The organism is Algoriphagus lutimaris (genome assembly GCF_017051705.1).
Lineage (GTDB): Bacteria > Bacteroidota > Bacteroidia > Cytophagales > Cyclobacteriaceae > Algoriphagus > Algoriphagus lutimaris.
Genome location: NZ_JAFIDJ010000001.1, coordinates 889,025 through 911,122, shown reverse-complemented (window position 1 = coordinate 911,122; position 22,098 = coordinate 889,025). Strand labels below are relative to the sequence as shown.

21 protein-coding genes are annotated in these 22,098 nt (G+C 37.9%); 6 read left to right on the top strand and 15 right to left on the bottom strand.

The window, feature by feature from the left end; genetic code table 11:
* Nucleotide 1 precedes the first annotated feature (1 nt).
* Nucleotides 2–451 (bottom strand): GNAT family N-acetyltransferase, encoded by a 450-nt coding sequence (locus JYB62_RS03740; protein ID WP_205644089.1) that lies wholly within the window; start codon nucleotides 449–451, stop codon nucleotides 2–4.
* Between the two features lie 171 nt (nucleotides 452–622).
* Between JYB62_RS03740 and JYB62_RS03735 the strand changes: the two genes are divergently transcribed.
* Nucleotides 623–1,129, top strand: coding sequence for a DinB family protein (locus tag JYB62_RS03735; RefSeq protein ID WP_205644088.1), 507 nt, complete (start codon nucleotides 623–625; stop codon nucleotides 1,127–1,129).
* Nucleotides 1,130–1,188: 59 nt separating this feature from the next.
* Here the strand turns inward: JYB62_RS03735 and JYB62_RS03730 are convergent, their stop codons facing one another.
* Nucleotides 1,189–3,387 (bottom strand): hypothetical protein, encoded by a 2,199-nt coding sequence (locus JYB62_RS03730; protein ID WP_205644087.1) that lies wholly within the window; start codon nucleotides 3,385–3,387, stop codon nucleotides 1,189–1,191.
* 353 nt (nucleotides 3,388–3,740) lie between these two features.
* Between JYB62_RS03730 and JYB62_RS03725 the strand changes: the two genes are divergently transcribed.
* Nucleotides 3,741–4,622 carry an aldose 1-epimerase family protein gene (locus tag JYB62_RS03725; protein ID WP_205644086.1) on the top strand — a complete coding sequence of 294 codons (882 nt, stop codon included), beginning with the start codon at nucleotides 3,741–3,743 and terminating at the stop codon, nucleotides 4,620–4,622.
* 41 nt (nucleotides 4,623–4,663) lie between these two features.
* Here the strand turns inward: JYB62_RS03725 and JYB62_RS03720 are convergent, their stop codons facing one another.
* Nucleotides 4,664–6,370 (bottom strand): amidohydrolase, encoded by a 1,707-nt coding sequence (locus JYB62_RS03720; protein ID WP_205644085.1) that lies wholly within the window; start codon nucleotides 6,368–6,370, stop codon nucleotides 4,664–4,666.
* A 427-nt stretch (nucleotides 6,371–6,797) separates the two neighbouring features.
* On the opposite strand from JYB62_RS03720, the gene JYB62_RS03715 reads away from it, so the two are divergent.
* Complete coding sequence (locus JYB62_RS03715; RefSeq protein ID WP_205644084.1) at nucleotides 6,798–7,247, top strand: YybH family protein; 450 nt, start codon at nucleotides 6,798–6,800, stop codon at nucleotides 7,245–7,247.
* A gap of 354 nt (nucleotides 7,248–7,601) precedes the next feature.
* On the opposite strand, the gene JYB62_RS03710 is transcribed toward JYB62_RS03715, so the two are convergent.
* The 7 genes from JYB62_RS03710 to JYB62_RS03680 all read right to left on the bottom strand — a co-directional run bounded on the left by JYB62_RS03710 (nucleotide 7,602) and on the right by JYB62_RS03680 (nucleotide 12,631).
* Nucleotides 7,602–8,681: a fatty acid desaturase family protein gene (locus JYB62_RS03710; RefSeq protein WP_243431432.1), complete on the bottom strand. Its 1,080-nt coding sequence runs from the start codon at nucleotides 8,679–8,681 to the stop codon at nucleotides 7,602–7,604.
* A gap of 71 nt (nucleotides 8,682–8,752) precedes the next feature.
* Nucleotides 8,753–8,938: a CsbD family protein gene (locus JYB62_RS03705; protein WP_205644083.1), complete on the bottom strand. Its 186-nt coding sequence runs from the start codon at nucleotides 8,936–8,938 to the stop codon at nucleotides 8,753–8,755.
* Nucleotide 8,939: 1 nt separating this feature from the next.
* Complete coding sequence (locus JYB62_RS03700; protein ID WP_205644082.1) at nucleotides 8,940–9,938, bottom strand: beta-1,6-N-acetylglucosaminyltransferase; 999 nt, start codon at nucleotides 9,936–9,938, stop codon at nucleotides 8,940–8,942.
* Between the two features lie 43 nt (nucleotides 9,939–9,981).
* A complete protein-coding gene (locus JYB62_RS03695) occupies nucleotides 9,982–10,155 on the bottom strand; it encodes a hypothetical protein (RefSeq protein ID WP_205644081.1) in 174 nt (57 codons plus the stop codon).
* Nucleotides 10,156–10,172: 17 nt separating this feature from the next.
* Nucleotides 10,173–10,523, bottom strand: a complete 351-nt coding sequence (locus tag JYB62_RS03690) for a cupin domain-containing protein (protein WP_205644080.1) — start codon at nucleotides 10,521–10,523, stop codon at nucleotides 10,173–10,175.
* Nucleotides 10,524–10,845: 322 nt separating this feature from the next.
* A complete protein-coding gene (locus tag JYB62_RS03685; protein ID WP_205644079.1) occupies nucleotides 10,846–11,406 on the bottom strand; it encodes a helix-turn-helix domain-containing protein in 561 nt (186 codons plus the stop codon).
* A gap of 202 nt (nucleotides 11,407–11,608) precedes the next feature.
* Nucleotides 11,609–12,631, bottom strand: a complete 1,023-nt coding sequence (locus JYB62_RS03680; RefSeq protein ID WP_205644078.1) for an aldo/keto reductase — start codon at nucleotides 12,629–12,631, stop codon at nucleotides 11,609–11,611.
* A gap of 228 nt (nucleotides 12,632–12,859) precedes the next feature.
* Between JYB62_RS03680 and JYB62_RS03675 the strand changes: the two genes are divergently transcribed.
* The 3 genes from JYB62_RS03675 (at nucleotide 12,860) to JYB62_RS03665 (ending at nucleotide 15,480) form a co-directional block, all read left to right on the top strand.
* Nucleotides 12,860–14,128 carry a sulfite oxidase gene (locus tag JYB62_RS03675; RefSeq protein WP_205644077.1) on the top strand — a complete coding sequence of 423 codons (1,269 nt, stop codon included), beginning with the start codon at nucleotides 12,860–12,862 and terminating at the stop codon, nucleotides 14,126–14,128.
* Nucleotides 14,129–14,133: 5 nt separating this feature from the next.
* On the top strand, nucleotides 14,134–14,628 hold the full coding sequence (locus JYB62_RS03670; RefSeq protein ID WP_243431431.1) for a hypothetical protein: 495 nt from the start codon (nucleotides 14,134–14,136) through the stop codon (nucleotides 14,626–14,628).
* Between the two features lie 147 nt (nucleotides 14,629–14,775).
* Nucleotides 14,776–15,480 (top strand): collagen-like triple helix repeat-containing protein, encoded by a 705-nt coding sequence (locus JYB62_RS03665; protein WP_205644076.1) that lies wholly within the window; start codon nucleotides 14,776–14,778, stop codon nucleotides 15,478–15,480.
* A gap of 90 nt (nucleotides 15,481–15,570) precedes the next feature.
* Here JYB62_RS03665 and JYB62_RS03660 read toward each other — a convergent pair whose 3' ends face one another.
* The 5 genes from JYB62_RS03660 to JYB62_RS03640 all read right to left on the bottom strand — a co-directional run bounded on the left by JYB62_RS03660 (nucleotide 15,571) and on the right by JYB62_RS03640 (nucleotide 22,074).
* The gene (locus JYB62_RS03660; RefSeq protein WP_205644075.1) at nucleotides 15,571–16,278 is read right to left on the bottom strand and encodes a gluconate 2-dehydrogenase subunit 3 family protein; all 708 of its coding nucleotides are present in this window, start codon (nucleotides 16,276–16,278) and stop codon (nucleotides 15,571–15,573) included.
* A 3-nt stretch (nucleotides 16,279–16,281) separates the two neighbouring features.
* Nucleotides 16,282–18,024 (bottom strand): GMC oxidoreductase, encoded by a 1,743-nt coding sequence (locus JYB62_RS03655; RefSeq protein ID WP_205644074.1) that lies wholly within the window; start codon nucleotides 18,022–18,024, stop codon nucleotides 16,282–16,284.
* 227 nt (nucleotides 18,025–18,251) lie between these two features.
* The gene (locus JYB62_RS03650) at nucleotides 18,252–19,343 is read right to left on the bottom strand and encodes a hypothetical protein (RefSeq protein WP_205644073.1); all 1,092 of its coding nucleotides are present in this window, start codon (nucleotides 19,341–19,343) and stop codon (nucleotides 18,252–18,254) included.
* A gap of 45 nt (nucleotides 19,344–19,388) precedes the next feature.
* The gene (locus JYB62_RS03645) at nucleotides 19,389–19,964 is read right to left on the bottom strand and encodes a class I SAM-dependent methyltransferase (protein WP_205644072.1); all 576 of its coding nucleotides are present in this window, start codon (nucleotides 19,962–19,964) and stop codon (nucleotides 19,389–19,391) included.
* Between the two features lie 451 nt (nucleotides 19,965–20,415).
* Nucleotides 20,416–22,074, bottom strand: a complete 1,659-nt coding sequence (locus JYB62_RS03640) for an amidase (protein ID WP_205644071.1) — start codon at nucleotides 22,072–22,074, stop codon at nucleotides 20,416–20,418.
* Between the last annotated feature and the right edge of the window lie 24 nt (nucleotides 22,075–22,098).

The following is a 22,098-nucleotide window of genomic DNA, read 5'->3' as shown; positions in this document are numbered from 1 at the left end:
CTTAATCATTCCTTAACATTTCTATGTGCTCTATGCCATCTTCATCATAAACTTCTCCATCAGACACAAACCCCAATGAAGAATAAAAGCCCAGTGCATAAGTTTGTGCACCAATTCGGATAGGACCTTCCCCTAAAATTTGACGGCAATATTGGATGGACAAATCCATTAAAATCCTTCCAAAACCTTTTCCTCTACCTGCCGGAGAGGTGACTACTCGTCCAATTGACATTTCTGAATAAGACAAACCAGGAGGAACTAATCTACTATAGCCCACCAACTGTTCTCCCTCATACAACATCAAATGATGACATTTTTGATCCTTGTCATCTTGATCCAGAAACACGCAGTTTTGCTCCACTACAAATACTTCACTTCTTAATTTTAAAAGATCATAAAGTTCGTAGATGGTTAATTCATCAAATGCTTTGACGGTATGGCTGAGGTTCATGAAGTTTACTTTTGAATGGGTTAAAATATAGATGCAAGTTTAAAAATCTTAAGCAACTATCCCTAGAAAACCTCAAACTTGAATTAGTTGAAAAAATGGTTGGGTCATTCATTTTAAGAAATTTGACTAATTCTAATAACTTGATTTGAATTTCCATGTAATTTTAAAACCATGACTATCCTACCTGAATATTGGCTAAGAGGACCCATTGAAGGTTTTCCTGATTTGTTTCAACCAATTGTTCATGCACTATTGCAAGCTCAGGATGAAATTCATGCACTCATGAAAGAATTTCCTTCTGAACTACTATGGAAAAGACCTGCAGGTATGGCTAGTCCCGCTTTTCACTTACAACATATTGCTGGAGTTGTGGACCGGATGGCGACTTATTCGAAAGCTGAACCTTTAAGTCAAGGCCAGTTTGATTATCTGAAAAGAGAAGGAAAAGAAAATCCTGATCTCACTTCTCAAGAGCTCTTAGTCCAATTGGATTTACAAATAGCTAAATTCTTAAAGTTCTTATCTACCATCGATCCTAAAACCTTATCTGATTTTAGACCTGTAGGAAGAGCCCAATTGGCATCTACGGTGGGCGGATTATTATTTCATGCAGCGGAACATACACAACGGCATTTTGGCCAATTACTCGTCACAGTGAAAGTGATTTTAACTGACTAAATCAACTAGTTATTTATGCTTTTTTTCAAATGGATTGGCATGATCTAAGTCCTCCTTGATCAATAATTCAAATATTGAGGATTCAGGTTTTGCACCATATTGATCACCTTTTCCTCATTATTTTTGGAGTAAGTAATTTTTAAAGAAGGTTCAATTTCCGCTGCCCTTCCCGTAATTCTTCCAAAATGGAAAAGTAAAAAGCCCAAGACTTTCACTCTGTAGATGTTGTTATGAAATTTGTTGAATCCTTTAATAATCTTTTTCACGGAATCTTCGGAGAAACTTTCCCCTCCCCGATTGATGATCATATCTATGGCATTATTTAATTGGCCTATTTGTGATTGATTGATATAACCAGCATAGGCCTTTAAACTGTCATCCAATCTATAAGAAGGGGTAGATAGATAGGATAGAAAATTTTTCCCATGTTTCTCTATTCTATCTCGAATGGGTTGATTTTTATTAAAAATACAGGCAGCCAAAGCATAGGCAAGATTTGAATAATAATTATTCAAATTCGCTTTTTTCACTTCATACATTGCCCTGATAATTTCCTTAAAGGTATCTTCTGGTATCTCTAAATTCAGGGATACCGTAATATTTTTGGCATTTTTTGTCTTTAATTCAGAACTCAAATTCTGATAGGCTTCTTCCCGATCATAGCCATTGATCAATCCCCAAAGAACAGCAGTATCTATAATTTTATAGATTTCATTTTTCTCTAATTTCTTGTTTTCGCTCCATTCAAACCCTAGGTGCTGTTTAATCCCTAAATCACTGATTTTTGGATCTTTTACAAAATCTTTGGTGGCTATTTCTAAGCCTGCCAACCATTTAAATTTATCACCAAATAGTTCTCCTTCATAAGATTTTGCGGATTTGGTGCTAACATAGAGGTATCCAGGTTTTTCGTTTTTTCGAGTCAAAACTTCAATACTGGAATCAAAGTCCAATCCTAGCCCCTTTTGATTCACTTTTAAATCAAAACCAAACCCCGATTTTCTTTGGTAGCTTTTGTCTTCCAGGTATTTTTTGACATTTACCCCTTCGGTTTGATCTTCCAAGATACCATCCAGTCTAAGTCTAATTAGGTCAGGATGGTATTGCACCAATGCATCCAATGAGAGCTCTCCAAGTAAAAAACATTCTTCTGTCTTGATTTGACTGTATTCAAAATTTACACCTGCTTCTATTTTTGCCGTGGCAACCTTGGTAATGGTATCTCGAATCTTACCCAAATACTTTTCCCAAGCAGCTTTCATTTCTGCAATTTTATCCAAAGGGCCAGTATAGCCGATGGTTTCCATGATCTTGGTTAAGGTGTCTTGTTCTTCTTGGATTAAATCAGCTACTCTCGATTTACTTAAAATACCATCAATTTCCGACTTCCCTTTTTTAAGAAAATTTTCTAATAAACTTTGTAGTATTGTTTCCAAAGCACCTTGGCTTTTCTCTGAAAAAGAAGCGTTAATACCAATTTTAGCTCCAGCCCCAAAAGATTGGGTTTTATTCTTTTTCACTCCAATTTCATAGGTTTGCCCAGATACTTTTTTGATGATCAAAACAAAGTCATCTTGGATGCCAAAATCAAACTGAACGCTGGCTCCAGCATCCACCTCAATGGTCAAAGGAGCAGGAACGTTCAACAGTTTAGAAACTCCAAGTAAACTTCCAGAGTATAAATCACTCCATTTAACCTCCAGAGAAGATTTTAGTACGCCCGCAAACTGTAAGGTACAAGCCTCATTATTCTTTAGGTTTTTCAGCTCTCCAATACTAAAAACCCAAGGAAAGTTCTTCAAATCCTGTGTAGCAGCCTTTAGTAAAGAATAAGTCCTAGGATGTTGCTTATAGGTATTCACCCTCACATTGGCGCTTCCGGAAAATAAAAAACCCAATTTCTCATTCGAGGAACTCGCTTTGATGGAAACTCCTAAGCCATATTGGATGATTGCATTGGTATCATAATTCGGAACTATCAGTACTTCGTCTTGGGAGTTTTCACTTTTGACTATTTCATGTTCATCTTCCTCCAACTCCCGGTTATTATCGTCAGGATCATTGAATACAAAGAGTCGAGGACCGAAATTCAAACTGCCAATGAACTGTATTGGAGCAGCAGCTATCGGCAAAGTTTCATTGATATCCACTACATCCAATTTATAGTCCTCATTTGGTATATCAGATAATTGCTTTTGAAATGGAGGTAATAACTCTAGTTTCTTAAGGTATTCATCCAGGTTCTTAATTTTGGGCATAAGGGGTAAAAATTTGGTTATCTTTATATTTAAAACAATACAATTAAAGTACTATTTTTCAACTATTTATACTAGCCTACGACGGCATGTAAAAGTATCAATTGAAGATGGATCAACTGCTCTAGTCTGTGAGAAAACCACCTACAAAAGCAATAAGATAAATTTTCTTTTACTATAAAATTATATTTTAATAAAGTTACCAATTACAAAATCAATCAACTACGTCTTGGGTAAATTATTGGACTTGAAGAAAAACAAGTAGTAGGACGATAATTAGGCTTTATAAATTCAACTAGGAAGGATTATATTTAATTATTTGATTTTTATCTTTCGTTCCTATTTCAATTCTAGATATGCTTTTTACCATTGAATCTGATCTTCTGATCGTTAAGATAAATTCTAAAGGAATGGAGCTCAGCTCTATCCATTCCAAAACAACCAAGCTTGAATATCTTTGGCAAGGCGACCCACAATATTGGACTGGCCAAGCTCCTATCCTATTTCCCATCATAGGTGCCTTAAAAGACGGTAAAACCATGTTTCAAGGAAAAGAGTATGAACTACCGAAACATGGATTTATTCGAAATTCAGAGTTAGGGAAAGTGATTAAACAAGAAAAAGACAGGTTGGTATTTCAAGTGACTTCGTCTCCAGAAACCTTGGCTATTTATCCTTTCCATTTTGTGTTGGAAATTACTTTTCAAGTCATTGGAAATTGCCTGGAAGTAAAGCACCTTGTTAAAAATACAGGAGAACAGGATATGTATTATTCGTTGGGTGGTCATCCTGCCTTTGCCTGTCCTATCCATACCGGAGAGAAATACGATGAGTATGCAATTGAATTTCCAGAAGTTGAACAAGACCATACTTGGCTTATCCAGCCAAATGGTTTAATAGGTAATGAGGGAGATCAAATCCTGAATAATTCTAATTTAATCCCTTTGCAGGAACATATCTTTGATGCAGATGCCTTGATTTTTAAGCATTTAAAATCAAAAAAAGCCAGTTTGGTTCATCAAAAGCAAAGACCTGTTTTAGAGGTTGAATTTGAAGATTTTGATTACCTGGGAATCTGGGCAAAACCCGGTGCTCCATTTGTATGCATAGAACCTTGGCTCGGAATAGCGGACTCAGTAAATGCCTCTGGGAAACTGATAGATAAAGAAGGAATTCGAAAACTCAGCCCCGGAAATTCAGAAATTAAATCTTATCAAATTCGAATTTTGGAAGAATAACATTTAATTCAATGAAAAATAATTTAAAGTGAATATGGAGGCTATTCCATTCTTTTAAAGACAGTTTCTCCCTCCTTAATTGTTTCCATCACCCTAATATCTTTAATATCGGCTACTTCCACTTTTAACGGATTTTTGTCCAAAATCACCAAATCAGCCAATTTTCCTTTTTCTAAAGTTCCTTTCGTTTTATCTTCAAAGTGTTGGTAAGCACTCCAAGTCGTAATCGCCTGTAATGCCTCATATGGACTAAGTCTTTGCTCCTCTCCAATAACATCTCCTGATCTGGAAACCCTACTGACTGCGGTCCAAACTACTCTCATCAAATTGGGTAAGGCTACCGGTGCATCCGTGTGAATGGTAATATTCAAACCTTTATTAATGGCAGTTCTTGTAGGGCTTATCCTATTTCCCAATGAGTCCCCAATGAGTTGCTTATGCCAATCTCCCCAATAAAATGTGTGTAATGGAAATAAAGAGGCAATGATTTTCATCTTAGCCAGTTCGTCTAATTGATCAAATCGCACATATTGGCCATGGATCATCACAAACCTCCGATCCTCATTCCCATATTCTTCAAACAAGGGGTTGAGGGCTCGGATCATTTGATCTACTGCAGCATCCCCGTTGGTATGGGTAATTGTTTGCCAGTTATTTTCAAGGCCTTTTCTGTAATAATTACTTAGTACAGAGTCGCTAGGAATTGCGGGATACCCGGCATAATCTTTATCTGCACCATCTGGAGGAATTAGGTAAGGTTCTGTTCTCCATGCGGTTCTTCCCTGAGGTGAACCATCCAAGGTCAATTTCATTCCCCCTATTCTATAATGATTCAAATAGGATTTACTATTCCATTTAGTTCCCATGTACTTATCTACATATAGGTAATCAATGTAACTGACCACATCCAATTTCAATTTGTTTTCCTCAGCCATTTTTGCGAGCAATTCATGGTTTTCCATGGCTCTTCCCTCCTGGGCAGTAGTATACCCAAAGGAAAGGGCCATGTCCTGGCCTGCATCAAAAAATTTCTGACTGGCTTCAGGGGTTTTTGGACTCATCGCCTTTAACATATGTGGAATGGCTGCCAATTCTTCCAAGACTCCATTTGGTTCTTGGGAGTTAGGTTCTCTTCTAATAATTCCACCTTCAGGATCTTTACTCTCTGCACTTATTCCCAACAATTCCAAACCTTTGGAATTTACTACAGCAAAGTGGCCAGAGATGTGCATGATCAGGATAGGAAACTCAGTCGTCACCTGATCCAAATCATGTTTCGTAGGAAAACGTTTTTCTTCCAACACAGAATCATCAAATCCAGTCCCAAAAATCCATCCTGTTAATGCTCTGTTTTCAGGAGTATTCCAAGCTTTTAACTTCTCAATCAAGGTTGGAATATTGTCTACATCAGCATCTGGAGAAGGTAATAATAGGGCTCCTATAGCTTGGATAGAAAAATTGGCAAAATGTGCGTGCCCATCAATAAATCCTGGAATTAATGTTTTTCCTTCCAAATTAATCATTTGATGTCCAGCACCTGCTGTTCGCATTGCCTCATCCGAATTTCCGGCAAAGCTGATTATACCATCCTTTACTACCAAAGCTTCCACATAAGAAGGCTCATTTCCTACCATGGTCAAAATATCCCCACCAAAATAAACGGTGGCAGGTACTCCAGCATTCTCTTGAGAGTGGTTACACCCCCATAAAAAAGCAAGTACAGATACAATCAGAAAAATCCTTTTCATAAAATAATAGATTGGTTTTCCTTTAATTTCGAGTTTTTTAACCATAAAATTTAACTTTAGTAGATTTTACTTACTTCTAAGTAAATCCAAGATGATATTTTCTGCACCGGATTAATGAATTTCAGCAAATGCTTAATTCTAATTCAAAAGAGAAACGACCTAACTAATCAAATGGCCAATGGAGGAAGCATTTGCAAATTCAAAGATGAAGGTCCTTTTCAAGGAATCTGATTGAACAAATCAAATTTTATATGTAAATTAAAAAAGAATATTAAAGCTATTATTAGTTTTAAGTACTAATTTTTTAAAACAAAGGCCTATTTCAAAAATTGATAAATCTATTTGAAAAGGCTGGGATTTTTAATTGAATGAATCCAGGGAAGCCGAAAACTGTGAAGAGTAGGCAAACGCAATAAACCTTTTTATTATGAAAAACTTAACTGTCTTGAGTTTGGTATTGTTGTTTACATGCACAATTCTAAGCCTACCTCTCCGAGCACAAAATCTGGAGAAGGAAGCAAAAGCTCTCACCAAAAAGTATGTAAAAGCATACAATAAAGAAGATGTATCCACCTTGGCATCCATGTACACGGATGATGCAGTAAGAACTTATAGTGACGGTAGGAAATACAGTGGAATAGCAGAAATCACTGCAGCCATGGAAGCAGAATTTGCTGCCAATGCGTTAACCTTATCCATTGAACATGGCTCTTCAGAAATGAATGCAGATGGAACAGCTACTGTCAAAGGCACCTACCAACTCGTTGGCAATTCCAATGGCCAACCGGTTAGTTTATCTGGAAGCTATAATAACACCATGACCAAGGTGGGCAAAAAATGGTTATTGACCAGTTCAACTATTATGGTTGATAACTAATTGGATTATAGTAATTTAACAAAAGCAACTTATGATATGTAATAAGGTGCTTTTTACTTATTTGTTTCTTTAATCTTACTTTCCTTCGATCATGCGATTTTGATAGGTTGCCTTCTTTAGAGAATCATATTTACCAGGATTTCCCCAATCTATCATGTACATGACTCCCATCTTCAGCCAAAAACTTTGAAGGGTGACATGAAGCAAAAAGTGAGAGCTAAGGTCTCTGGGTGAAAAAGAATCTATGAACTAAAAAATACCCTTGAAGAGAAAAACTTCAAGGGTATTAAACTGGTAGGATTCTTTCTTTCCTAAAAAAGATTGAATCAGCTGATCATAAAAAAATACTGGTTCTTATGCTTTTCCCAATTGCCTTAGCATTTTCACATGATCTACCAATGCCATTAGAAAACTACTTTTGACCAAATAAGGAACCTGAAACTCTTTTGCGGTATCGGAGACGATTTTTGAAATTTTCCTGTAATGCACATGACAAATATTTGGAAATAAATGATGTTCCACTTGATAATTCAAGCCACCTATCAACCAAGAAAAAATCCTGCTTTTGGGGGCATAATTGCTAGTAGTTGCGAATTGATGCGTAATCCATTGGCTTTCTATCAATCCCTCCTCATTGGGTTTAGGAAAGGAAGTTTCAGAAAGAATATGGGCAGTTTGAAAGACCAAACTGATACAGATTCCCGTCACAAAATGCATACTTAAGAAAGCCAAAATTACGATCCAGGCAGGAAGAGGGACCATGATCAAAGGTATCACCAAAGCATAGCTATAATACAGGACTTTCCAGCCGATAATTTTCAATAATACCTTCTTGAATTCTCCCTTCTTTTTAAAAAAGCCTAATTTTTTATAGCGGAACGCACGGACAAAATCTTTTGTGGTAATCCAAGAAATGGTAGAAAGACCGTAAAAAAACCAAATGTAGATATGCTGGAATCGGTGAATCCAATATCGTTTGGCATTGGGAGTAAATCTAAGAAAGAACGGAGCATTGATATCATCATCTCCATGGTCAATATTGGTATAAGTATGGTGAAGCACATTGTGCTGAATACGCCAAACGCTTGCATTTGCCCCAATCAAATTCATCGTATACCCTAGATATTTATTGATTTGAGAATTTTTGGAATAAGATCCATGGATGGCATCGTGCATGACACCCATTCCTACTCCTGCCATTCCCAAACCACTTAGCACATATAATGCAAATAGAAGCAAGGTGCTGGAAACTAGCCCGGAGCCAATAACCGCAAGCGGAATAAAGAAAACAGATATCATGAAAATACTTTTAATTACCATTCTACGATCTCCATAGGTGTTCTTCTGCCTTTCTTTGAAATAGCTATTCACTCGACTGTGCAAGGTTTTAGAAAATTCCCCTGTGCCGGTTTTATTAAATCTTATATTTTTCATATACGCGTTGGTTTAGGCTCCTCTACTCCTATCCTCTTTGAGCATAGCTGTATTCAAGCGTTTTTATTTAGTTAATAGGTCTGGAGTTCCTCAAATAGCAAATCCAATTCCTCTCGGTCTATCTTTAATATTTTGGAAAGTCTTTCCATCATTTTTTCTCTTTGTCCTTCGGCATAGTCAAAATCCATATCCATCAATACCGAAAACCTTTGTTTCAACATTATTTTTTGCTCTCTCCAACTCCTTAAGATTTTCATGTTAGTTGTTGGTTAAGGAGGAAGAAATACCTGAAGCGGATTCTAAATAGACCTTTTTTCTTGATTCGTTCGGACGAAGAGCTTTTTCCAGAAAAATTGCTACTTTTTCAGCTTTAAGATTCATTTCCAAAACTTCAAGAACAGCCTCATCTATTTGCATGTCAAATTTCCTTGCAAAAAGATTGTCCCCTTCTTGTAGAAATAATAAATCGTTAATAGTTAAAGTCTTGGGGCGTAAATTCATACCACCATCGGGGATCCAAATTACCGCACGTTTGTCATCATTGGTGATTTCTTCTGAAAACGATGTATTCATTAGTACAGTCTGAAAAAAGGACTCCTCTGCATTCAAGGTGTTTTGGTAGAAGTCTTCAAATTTCTTTATCTCAGGGCTATTACAAATAAATTCACAACAAGAACGGGTCAAAATCATCCACCGCCCTCCTATATAGGATGTCACATTCTTCATAAATGCACGCTTGGCCTCTGTACCTGAAAAACCAGAATTGGTTTCTGTAAAGTAATGGTCAATGCGTTTCATAGTATTTGGTCTTTCTTGGGATTGATTAGCAATTTTTAGATAATTCTTCCCTGGGTTCTCTGCTAAGAAATCAATGATGGATTCCTGTGATTTTAAGGGAAAATCCTGCCCACTGAGATTGATAAAGAAATCCCATTTCAAAGAATGGCTAAGCAGGTAAACCATGGCTTTTAACTCTGATTGAACCATGCTGTAGCCACCCCAGGATACTCGTTCACTGGTAAGTGTATAGGCATTTGGATACCCCAACAAAAATTTATTAATTTCCTGAATAACGCCAGAAACTGACTTTTGGTCAACATGAATCAGATAGTGATTTTCCGGATGATAAATTGTTTTAAATAACCGTTTAAACTGTTCCGGATATCTGTGAACCAAAATAAAATAGGCAATTCTTGGTTCTTGGTTTTTTCTACTATTTAGTGAATGTGAACTTTCCTCTTTTATTTCTTGTATCATTTGATTTTCATCTGTTGGGTTAATTTTTAGAAATCAAGACTACTTATTCTTGGATTTCTCTCTCAAAGAGAGCCAGTTCTTTTTTCTTAAGATCTTCCGCAAACTGGCAATAGTAGATTTGTTGATAATACCTCCTAATGATCAATTTGACGGAAGGGTCTACTTTGGCAAAAACGGTTTGACCAGCTTTGAATTTGGTTTCTTCTTGCTCTTTCATTGTATTTTGGTTTAGTCTTAGATGCTGATGTCTTCATAACCACTTTTTATATAGGTAGAAATCATTTTGAAGCGTTTGTCAGCTTTAATCCAATGTTTCACATGAGCAGGTATAATGATGGCTTGACCTATTCTTACCGTATTCAATTTCTCATCAATCGTAATCGAAGCTTCCCCTTCAATAATTTGAATTAAATGGTCAAAGGGTGAGTATTTAGCAGCTTGTATCTCTCCTAAATCAAAAGAAGAAAGTGAAACCGAACCGGTATTTTGACTCAGAATGGAGCGAGTGACCACTGATCCTGAAACATACTCGATTGAGTCTACCGATACATGAGGTAGGGACTTTTCAAAATCTGGATGATCCATGATGATTTAGGTTATAGGTTGCAAAAGATTGGACAATTAGTCCATTTCTCTTTTTTGCTTTTTTTTGATGGACTTAGCTTCCCGTTTTTCCTTAAGGGTTTTCAAAGGAGCTTTTGATCCTGATTTATCCTTTCCATTTTTATCTTTGGACATGGTCATTTGTTTTGGTAAGGCGCACTTAACGAATACATGTTAGTAAAGCTCTATTACAAATTTCGCTCTAATCCCTTTAGGAAGTGTTACATCAAACTGTAGGAAAGTTACATAAAACCCACATTAGAGGTTTTTGCCAATCTTAAATCAGCAGAAATACTTAGATCATTTAGATATTCTCTAAATTTTTCTTTCGCTTATTTTTTAGGTTTTTATAAAAAGTAGGAGTCAAACCTGTGACTTTTTTAAATTGATTGGAAAGATGGGCGACACTGCTATAATGCATTTTATAGGAAATTTCAGTTAGATTTAGCTCATCATAGATCAGCAACTCCTTTACCTTTTCAATTTTATGAAGGATAATAAATTGCTGGATAGTGATGCCTTTTACCTCGGAAAAAATATTTGCCAAATAGGTATAATCATATCCTAAATGTTCGCTGATGTAATCTGAATAGTTAACCTTTGGAAGCTCGTCGGAATAATGGATCATCTCAACGATGATGTTTTTAATCTTTTCTATGATGATACTTTTTTTATCATCCAGAAGCTCCAAACCAGACTTTTTCAGGTTAGTTTTTAATCTCAAGAGCTGCATCTCGCTTAGACCTTCCGCCAACTCGACCATCCCCAAATCCACAGTCATTGGATGAATCCCCAGTTTATGAAGCTCTTCTTTAACCATCATTTTGCAGCGCAAACTGACCATGTATTTTATAAATAGCTTCATAAGGTTGTATCAAATGCTTAAAATCAAGCGGGTTTGCTTCAATAACAATTTATTTATGGTAAGAATTCAATATTCAAGGCCTCCTTTTTTTTAATAAAGTAATGTTCAAAACAATTATCAGAATTCAGAGGGCTAACAACTCTTTAATTGAAAACAAAAAAAGCGTTCCTTTTATTAGAAACGCTCGCTATTTATCCTTGGGTTATAACTTCCTATATGCGGACTGTCTCTCAACCATCCAGCCTGGATATTGCTTTGGAAGTGGGCTTATTTTATCAATATTATCCAAATCAGCTTCCGTCAACTGAACTTCAGTAGAAGCTATATTTGCATGTAACTGATCTAAAGTTTTCGCTCCAATGATGGTACTGGTAATTCCAGGCTGTTGCCTCACCCAAGCCAAGGCCACCTGAGCAATACTCGCACCATGGGACTTTGCAATTTCTCCCATCACATCCACCAAGTCATAGGCCTTCTCTTTATCAATAGGTGGGAAATCAAAATTCGCCCTTCTAGCTCCCGAATCGGCCCCTTCTCTGGTAAACTTACCTGTCAAGAATCCTCCAGCTAGTGGGCTCCATGGAAAAATTGCCAAGTTATGGTCTTGCGCCATTGGGACCAATTCATGTTCAATATCTCTGCTTATGGCAGCATAATAATATTGAAGCCCGATAAATTTATGATAGCCATTATAATGAGCTATTGCCTGGGCTTTTGCTACCATCCATGCGGGCCAATTACAAATGGAGATATACCTAACTTTTCCTGACTCTACAATATCATTCAAGGAACGAACCGTTTCCTCTAGGGATGTAGCTGGATCTACACCATGTACATATAATATATCCACATAATCCAACTGCAAACGCTTTAAACTTGCCTCTACAGAATTAAAAATATGATAGCGAGATAATCCCGTACTATTCGGTTTGTCATTCATTCTGGCTAAAACCTTGGTGGCAATGACTATTTCATCTCTTGGAACTTTCAAATCAATTAAACCCTGACCTAATAGTTGTTCGGATTGTCCATAGGAATACACATTCGCTGTGTCAATAAAATTAATTCCCGAATCCACTACCGCCGAAAGCATCTCATTTACTTCCTTTTGCTGAAGTTTTCCAATTTGATCCCACATCCCTGCATCCTGCCCTCCAAAGGTCATCGTTCCAAAACATAATTCAGATACCAAAAGTCCAGTATCACCTATAAAATTGTAATTCATTTGTTACTAAGGTTAAGGTTAAAAATAGCTTTTGAAAAAAGAACAGGCTACCTCTTAAAACAGTTTCTTGAGCTTGGAGGAAATTCTAATTTCATTCTCTCATTTTCTTACTTAATTTATTAAAAATAAAATAACAATTAATACCATATATCTCATTGAGATTTTTTGCGAAACTTATTTCCTTTCATTTATTTCAAAAGAAAACACCACCTAGCCCAATTTTATCCAATGTCAAAAGCTGACGAAACCAAAAGCCTACAGTCTCCCAATTATCCTTTACAAGGAAGAAGAGGCTTCTTGAGAAAAAGTATCCTCGCTTCTATTGCAGCAACCTTAGGAACAGAAATCGTGCATGCTTCGAAAATGCCTATTGGATACATTCCCATTGGAGTATCCATGCAATCCAACCCCATGGAAGGTAAAAATGAAGAAATGATTATTCGGAATGAACTTCCTTGGAATGTAGAAGCAAAACCGCATTTATTGGATGATCCAATCACTCCATTTGATAAAATTTTTATTCGCAATAATGGGATCATGCCAGAGGAAGTGGATGCAGCCAATTGGACGTTGACTATTGGAGGTGAATCTGCGGAACAGGAAAAAACATATACGATTGCGGATCTTAAAAAGAAGTTCAAGCCGTATACTTACCAACTGGTATTGGAATGTGGGGGAAATGGTCGAGCTGGTTTCTACCCCCCAGCATCCGGCAACCAATGGGAAGAGGGAGCAGTGTATTGTTCAGAATGGACAGGAGTTCGTTTGAAAGATGTCTTGCAAGACGTGGGGATCAAATCAGACGCAGTTTATATTGGGTATTATGGAGCGGACAAACATTTAAATGGAAAACCCGATGAGGTGGTAATTTCTAGAGGCGCTCCTTTAGCTAAAGCATTACAAGATGAGACATTAATCGCATGGGCATTGAATGGGAAGGATATTCCATTACCTCATGGCTATCCTCTCAGACTGGTATGTGGTGGATGGCCCGCATCCGTTTCGGGTAAATGGCTTCATAAATTGGTCCTCAGAAATCAAGTTCATGATGGACCAAAGATGATGGGAGATGCGTACCGTGTTCCTGCCTATCCTGTAGCACCTGGTCAAAAAGTCCCAGATGAGGATATGAAAATTATCGAATCCATGCCTGTTAAATCCTTGATTACCTATCCAAAATCAGGAGCCATATTTGGCTTGGAAAAAAAATTACAAGTGAGAGGAAAAGCATGGGCTGGTGAACTGGAAGTTTCTTCGATGGAGGTATCCACGGATTTTGGAGCTACCTGGAAAAAATGTGATTTAAAAGCACCCGTCAATCGGCTTGCATGGCAAGAATGGTCCATAGAACTATCTTTTCCCAAAAAAGGCTATTATGAAATTTGGGCCAAGGCCACAGATAGAGAAGGAACTGCACAACCTATGGTAATCCCTGGATGGAACCCCAAAGGATACCTGAATAATGCTTGCCATAGAATTGCTGTAAAAGTTAGCTGAGAAAGATGAAAGATCATTCAACCAAATCATCAAAAGATCAAAGACATTTGTTTAAGGGCATTATCAAAGGAGTCATCGCACTTTTTATATTGATCCTACTCATAACAGGAGGAATTTTGTTCCTGACTTTATCCAATGGCCCTACTCCCACTTTACAAACTATCAATTCCAATAATGAATCTCCCACTCTTGTTTCTGGTAATGGCCAATTTGTAGATGGCAAGGATGTAGAAACCGGTTTAGTGAAAGGTGATGGTTTTGAACTTGTCAAAGCAAACTGTACTTCCTGCCATTCCAGTGCATTGATCCTTCAAAATCGGTTTACACGAGAAGGATGGAAAGTCAAAATTGAGTGGATGCAAGAAACGCAAGGTTTATGGGATTTAGGAAATAATGAATCTCTGATTTTAGACTATTTAGCGGCAAACTATGCCCCGGAAGCTTATGTGGGACGAAGAGCCCCTTTAAAAGATATAGAATGGTATGAATTAAAGGAGTAAAGAATTAGGAGAGAATATTTTATTTGAGGCTCCTTAAGTCAAATAATAATTACTAATATAACTTTTTGAATATTAATAAAATACAATTTTTTATAATTAGATTGGAGGTAATACATTTTACAACATACCAACAACCTTATTTTAGTTATGAAAAACATTCAACCAAAAATTCTCTCATTCCTACTTCTAATAGTAATATGTTTTAGTGCCTGCGAAGGACCCGAGGGGCCCCAAGGTATTAAAGGAGATACTGGAGAAACAGGGGCCATAGGTCCGCAAGGAGCGACTGGAGCGGCAGGTCAGCAAGGACCTCAAGGTGAACAAGGTCCTCAGGGTGAACAAGGACCTCAAGGTGAACAAGGTCCTCAAGGAGAACCAGGTACACCAGCGCAAGTAATTTATTCAGACTGGATAACTGTCAAGAAAACTGATTGGACCTTTATTCCGGCAGGTACTTATCCGTTTTTGACTCCAGCAAAACCAGGACGATATGTAAATATCCTATCCTCGAATTTTACTTCCAGCGTGGTAAATAATGGGATAGTACTCGTTTATGCGAAGTTTTGTCAAAACTCCTGGATGCCAGATGAAATAACTGCATTACCATTTGATATGTTTTACGATTTAGGTACCTGGGATTACTTATTCCATACCATGGATACTGGCTTATTAAGACTTTATATTTTACATAAGGGAACTCGACCTGCTCCTGATAACCAAATAATTTCACTTTGTGACAATCAATTCCGCTATGTCATCATCCCAGGCGTGATTCCAGGAGGAAGGTTAAACCCTGAAGTGGACTATAGCAATTATGAGGAAACCATGAAGTATTTCAATATTCCTATGTAACCTCCTTTTCCTTCCACCTAAAAATAAAACCTCCCAAACTTGAAACATATAGTTTGGGAGGTTTTTTAATAACCAAATTTGAAATAGAATTTATCCTATCAAATTTCCGGCTTCATCCCATTGGGCAACTATCCCACGCTCTTCAGGTTTTAGGTAAATAGGTATATATTTTTCATCTAGTTTGAACCCATGCTTGTCCATGACCTCTTGTGGTACCCCATCCCAGACATTCGGTTGATTTCCTTTGTATCCAATATAATTCCAACCTGCTTGCGTAGAGAAATAGCCAGAACAGGTCAGGTTTCTCAATAGGTTAAACCACCTAACTCCACCTTGATATTCCTCTGACGCCCTATCTGGCCAGGCTACCAATTCTACAATTTCCAGCACTTGGCTATCGGTGAGTTCATTGAATGATTTTCCGAATTTTTCGTCTGATTCAAAATCCAACCACATCAATCCTCCCCGCATTCTGGTTTGGTTACCAGGTTGGTCCTTCATCATAAACTCTATAAAGTCCACTACCCCTACTTCTGTTGCGGAAGGAGATTCGGAATCTTTAGGAAGAATAATATCCACTAATGTGCTTAATTTCCTGCGTTCATCCTCGGTGAAAAACGTCTCCGACAACAATTCCTGATCCCTCTGTATTTCTTCGTCCGTTCTTCCTCCAATGGTTCCACCCTCTAGTAAATGCACCTGAGGCATGGCCTGCTCTTCTGGTGAGCAACCAGTTAATATAAGACCAGTACCAATAGAGCCAGTAAAAAGTAGCTTTAAGTTTTCTCTTCTATTCATGGCCTAGATATTTTTCTTTTTTAACTGATCAATAATATATTCCGAAGTTCTCCAGCTCAAGGCCAGAATTGTCCAGGTAGGGTTTTTATCTGCTTGGGAAACAAAAGGTCCTGCATCTACTACAAATAGATTGTCACAGTCATGGGATTGGCAATTGGAATTTAGTACAGAAGTTTTAGGATCATTGCCCATTCTTACCGTTCCTACCTCATGGATAATTCTTCCAGGAGCAGCCAGGCCATATTGCGTTTCGGGACCTTGCTTCTTGCCCAATAGGATGGCCCCAGCATTCGTCAGAATTTCTTCAAATGTGTCCTGCATATGTTTGGCCTGCTTGATTTCCTGATCTGTCCAATTGTAATGAAAGCGAAGTACCGGGATACCATATTTGTCTACGGTATCTGGATCAATCTCACAATAATTGTCATATCGGGGCACACTCTCCCCTCTTCCAGCCATACCTATTCTTGCCCCATAAAGCTCTCTTACGTCCTTTTTCAAACCTTCTCCGTATCCTCCGCCTTCTTTGGGATTCCCAAATTCATCCTTCAAATATTTCCGCATAGAATCCATACCAGATCCTTCTCCATACCCAGGTTGACTCATTCCTCCCCCATATTCAATATGATAGCCCCTTGCAAAGTCCAGTTTCTTGTTATCCAACCACCAAGGAGTATACATATGCATTCCTCCAACTCCATCTTCATTGTAGCGATCTCTACCGAATAGAGCAGGAAGAATCCCTGACCTACTGGCCCCGGTAGAATCATGCAAGTATCTTCCCAAAACCCCCGAGTCACCTCCAATTCCATTTGGAAAGGTCTTGGATTTGGAATTCATCATAATTCTAGCGGACTCACAAGCAGATGCTCCCAAGACCACTACTCTGGATCTCAATTTGTATTCTTTCATGTCCTGTTTGCTCACAAAAGAAACCCCGGTGGCTTTTCCTTCCTCATTGGTGGTAACTTTTCGAACCATGGAATGGGTATACAAATCCACCTTTCCTTTTTTCATAGCTGGATGGACTAGACAGGTTCCAGCCGAGAAATCCGCGTAAACCTGACAGGCACGGTTACACTGACGACAGAAAAAACAAACTCCCCGCTCATTATTGATCGGACGGGTCAGCATTGAAAGCCGACCAGGGATCATTGGAATATTGGCCTTATCAGTTCCTCTTTTGATAAATAATTCGTGCAACCTGGGCTTGGGTGGAGGAAGAAAAAAACCATCCGGTTCATTATAAATACCCTCCTTTGAACCAAATACGCCTATCAACTGGTCTACCTTATCGTAATAGGGCTTCAAATCATCATAACCGATCGGCCAATCATCCCCCAGTCCGTCAATACTTGCTCTTTTAAAATCATTGGGGCCAAATCGAAGAGAGATCCTTCCCCAATGATTGGTTCTTCCCCCCACCATTCTAGACCGGAACCAGTCAAATTGAGTTCCGTTTTTTCTAGTGTAGGGCTCTCCTTCCATATCCCATCCACCTATAGCGGCATCAAAATCCCCAAAAGGCCTAATGCGCGTTCCTGCACCTCTTCTCGGAGATTCCCAAGGGGGACGCAATTGGGTTCTATCTTCTTCTTTAGCAGGATCAAAGTCCCCTCCTGCCTCAACCACGGCTACAGTAAGCCCGGCTTCTGATAAAATTTTGGAGGCCATTCCACCTCCTGCTCCAGACCCCACAATAATCACGTCATAGGCATCCGCAGTTGATTTGATTTGTAAACTCATACTATTTTGTCTTATAGTTGGGTGTATGTTAAAAAACCGATTTAAAATCCTTTCTTACTCCTTTTCAAAGAATTAGATTAAATTCCCTCTAGTAATATCACCATAATTTAGTTGAGTTTCGAGTTTTTTGCCTGTTTGGTTTTATAACTAGCTAAACGGTCAGGTATTATTTTATTTCTTAAAACCACTCACTATTAGCTATGAAATTGGAAAATTGATGTAAGGATTTATTGATTTAAATACTGTTCAATTTCCTCCCAATCACCAGCTAAAGCTTTCTTTATTCTTACTTTCCATTCCGCCTGCTTTATTTTATCCAGACCATGTCGTGTTTGCCCATCGTACAGTTCTTGAATTTTTGAAAGCTCCCGCATTGCATCCAAATATTCTGTATTTAAAGTAGCCTGAAAGAACTCGGGATCTAGCTCTAAACTTTGTAAACGATGGATTAAACGATCTACAGTGATCCGCACCACATCAAAATGGAGTTGCTCATGCATTATTCCATAATCACTTGCATGCTTGACCCAAGATTGCTTAGGAAGCATATAAACTTTAAAATCCAGTTCCTGCACGATGGTACCATTATCCATCACGGATGTTCCTGCCATGGAAAAGCTCGAAAAAATGGTGGCATTGAAATTACTACTAGGCTGAGGCGAATCTCTAAAATCACCCCAATTTAAAGGTCGATCTGGATGATAAAACACCGTATCCTTTGTACTATCTCTCAGTTGATCTGTGATTTTAAGTCTTACTTTTTTTGCCAAACTTGGGTTTCCAAGGTTTTGTGCCTTTTCCCAGGAATCAAAAAACTCAAGAGATTTATGGAAAATACCATTCACAACATACCTTACTTGATCTCCACGATTGGGAGTTCTTCTATAATTCAAACTTCCAGTATAGTCAACTAAAGGAATTGGATCAGCTTTTCCAATGAGGAAATAGCTTAGCTTCATATGAACTCCACCCTCATAAAGTTTGGTAGCCGTATTGAGTTTCTCATTCAGTTCCAATTCCATGATATGAACTTGAATTCTATGAAAGGTATTAGAAGTTGTTTTTACCTTTTCTTGAAATAAATCCAATGCTTCCTTTTCTAAGGACCCTTTGAGTTTGACGACATGTTTCCTTCCATTTGAATCAAACATCACCCCGATGCCTGACTTGTTTTTTCTTCGGTCAATCACCTCAATGTATTGGTATTCACTAGTAGAGAAATACTCTCCATTTGAATTGAGTTCAAACACCACGTCCTGCCCAAATGAAATACTACTGAACAGCAATAACAATGGAAAAAATAATGTCAGGACTCTCATAAAAGTTAATACAAGTGTTTTGATAAAAAGGTTTGGAATCCTAAATCAATCTCTTTTAACCCAAAATCTAAGTTTCCCACGATTACTGGATTTAACTAAACTATAGCTATCTGGGATTTCTCGACAATCCCCACAATAGGTTACAATTTTCGTTCCTTTTGGTGCTTCATCAAACTTCTGATTAAGCCAGTCAATCATGATTTGATGGTATTCCGGATCAATCGTTAAGTCTCTATCTAGACGATCATTCAGGTTTACATTCTCTTCAAAGGCGTTAAAAAAGTAAAAATGATCAAATTGGGAAAAGTCAAGTTCCTTAATATCTCCATGGATAAAACTGACATTTTTAAGACCGAATTCAACCATAAGTTTTTGGGACAACTTGACCAAGCTTTCTTTCTTCTCAATCCCTATTATTTTGGAATTGACTAGAGCTCCTGCAATTAAACAGAATTTGCCTGCACCTGAACCAATATCTAAAATAGATTGCTCATCTACTCCTAAATAAGCTATTGCTTTTTTTACTACCGAAATTGGCGTCCATTGGGTACCTGAAACCTTTCGAATTTTAAGAGGGTAATGAGAATCAAATTCTTCATCTGAAATATGCGCTAACTCCATTAATCAAAGGGTTCCAGTGAGAGACTTCCCACTACAAAAGGGGATAAATGCCAACATATTTTCTATTTTCCTCCGGTTTTTTTTGCCTGGATAGCACTATTACTTCAAACTGAAACTCTCCTATTTCATTCTTTTTAAAATGTTCTGAAAGCCACTCGCTGAGATGGAATTTAATATCCAAAGCCAATTTATTCAGCTGCTCTTTTAAAATTTCTTTTTGAGGATAAAAAGTAAGGTTTGGGGCCAATAAACTTGGAATTTTTACAGGTTTAAGATTAGGGATAGAGGAAAAAATATAGGTGCAATTAATTCTTAATTCTATCTCCTGCTCGACTGAAAATTCAGGAATTTGATAAATTAACTCTTTTAAGAATTCCAGTATTCCTGTTGCGCGAATAGGCCTATTTAAACCTTCTTTTTAAGACATCTTTTAATTTGGTTATCAATCCTACTAATCAATAAATTTTGGAGGATGTTTTTCTTCGAAATCAGTTGCACCCTGAAAAGCCTTGGCCAATGCCAGGATACTACCTTCATCGTATAAATTACCAATTAACGTAAAACTGGTTGGCCGTTCTTTTTTATCAAATCCATTAGGGACTGAAATTACTGGATGCCCGGTAAGATTGGTAATCTGCAACTGCCTACCACTGAAGCTTGGAGCAATGATGACATCGTATTGTTTGAACAACTGATTAACATCTTCAATCAATTGCCTTCGCTGACGATTAGCCTGAAGATATTCCACTGCAGGGATAAACCGGGACTGTCTCAAGGAATTGGCTCTGGAGCCCCCATGCTGTTCTACCATCAAATCCACTTCTCCTGATCGAATCAACTCATCAAAAAAAGCTCCCGCCTCCGATCTTAGGATAATATCAAAACTGGAAAAAGGAAAATTTTCCGGCAAAGCGATGGAATCAGGTTCTACCCCCATTCCTTTAAATATTTCCAAAGAAGCCCGGAGATTATCTCCCATCGCTGTAGTGTCCTTGTCCAAATCTTTCTTCAGATAGGCTACTTTTAACTCTTTTGGGCTTTTAGAAACATGGTTGAATGGAACCTCATTGGTACTTGGGTCTTTGTCATCTTTTCCATAAATCGCGCTGAAAATGATTTCGCAATCCTCTGCAGTTCTTGCTAAAGGCCCAATTTTATCCATAGACCAACTTAAACTCATCACTCCAGACCTACTGACTCTTCCATAAGTTGGACGTAATCCGGTAACCCCATTTCTGGTAGCCGGAGATGTTATTGAGCCTAACGTTTCTGTTCCCAAAGCAAAAGCGACTAAACCTGCAGAAGTTGCAGATCCAGATCCTGCCGATGAACCACTAGCTCCCTGAGTAGTATCCCAAGGATTTTTGGTTTTCCCTCCAAACCATACATCCCCTCTCGCAAGGGAACCGGAAACTAATTTGGCTACTAAGACTGCTCCTTGGTCTTCCAATTTTTTAACCACTGTAGCGGTATAATCAATCATTTGATCTTTGTAAGGTGCTGCCCCCCAAGTGGTGGGATATCCTTCTACTGCCATCAGGTCTTTTACGCCATAAGGGATTCCATGTAGAATCCCTCTGTAGTTACCGGCAGCTAGTTCTTTGTCTGCTTGTTTGGCCTGTTTCATTGCCAAATCCTCAGTAAGCGTAATTACCGATTCCAACTGATCATCAAAGCGTTTGATTCTATCAATAAAAAGACGGGTAAGCTCCTCTGAGGTCACTTTCTTGTTCTTGATCAATGAGGCAAGCTGGGGTATGGTGTAAAAGGCAAGCTCTTCAAAGTTGTCGGGTACTTCTAACTGTTCAGGAATAATGAATTCAGGATTTTCAACTTTCTCTGGAAAAACAAAGCCTAAGGGATGTGGATCAAAAGTTATTGCAGGAAAGGTTTCATTGGAAATTTCATAGCTTCTCAAACTATCATACCCTGACTTATTCCTTCCTAAATACCCGCTCATGGTTTTTATTGCAGGCTTTTCAAAATTCAAACCAATCAGCTTTTGACTACTTTTTATGTCCTTATTGGTAAACCCATATTCGTTGGATTTACAACTTAAAATAAGTCCTAGACAAAGAAGGAGGTTAATAGCAGGGTAAAATTTCTTCATAAAATAATATTAGGTGGTGATTTG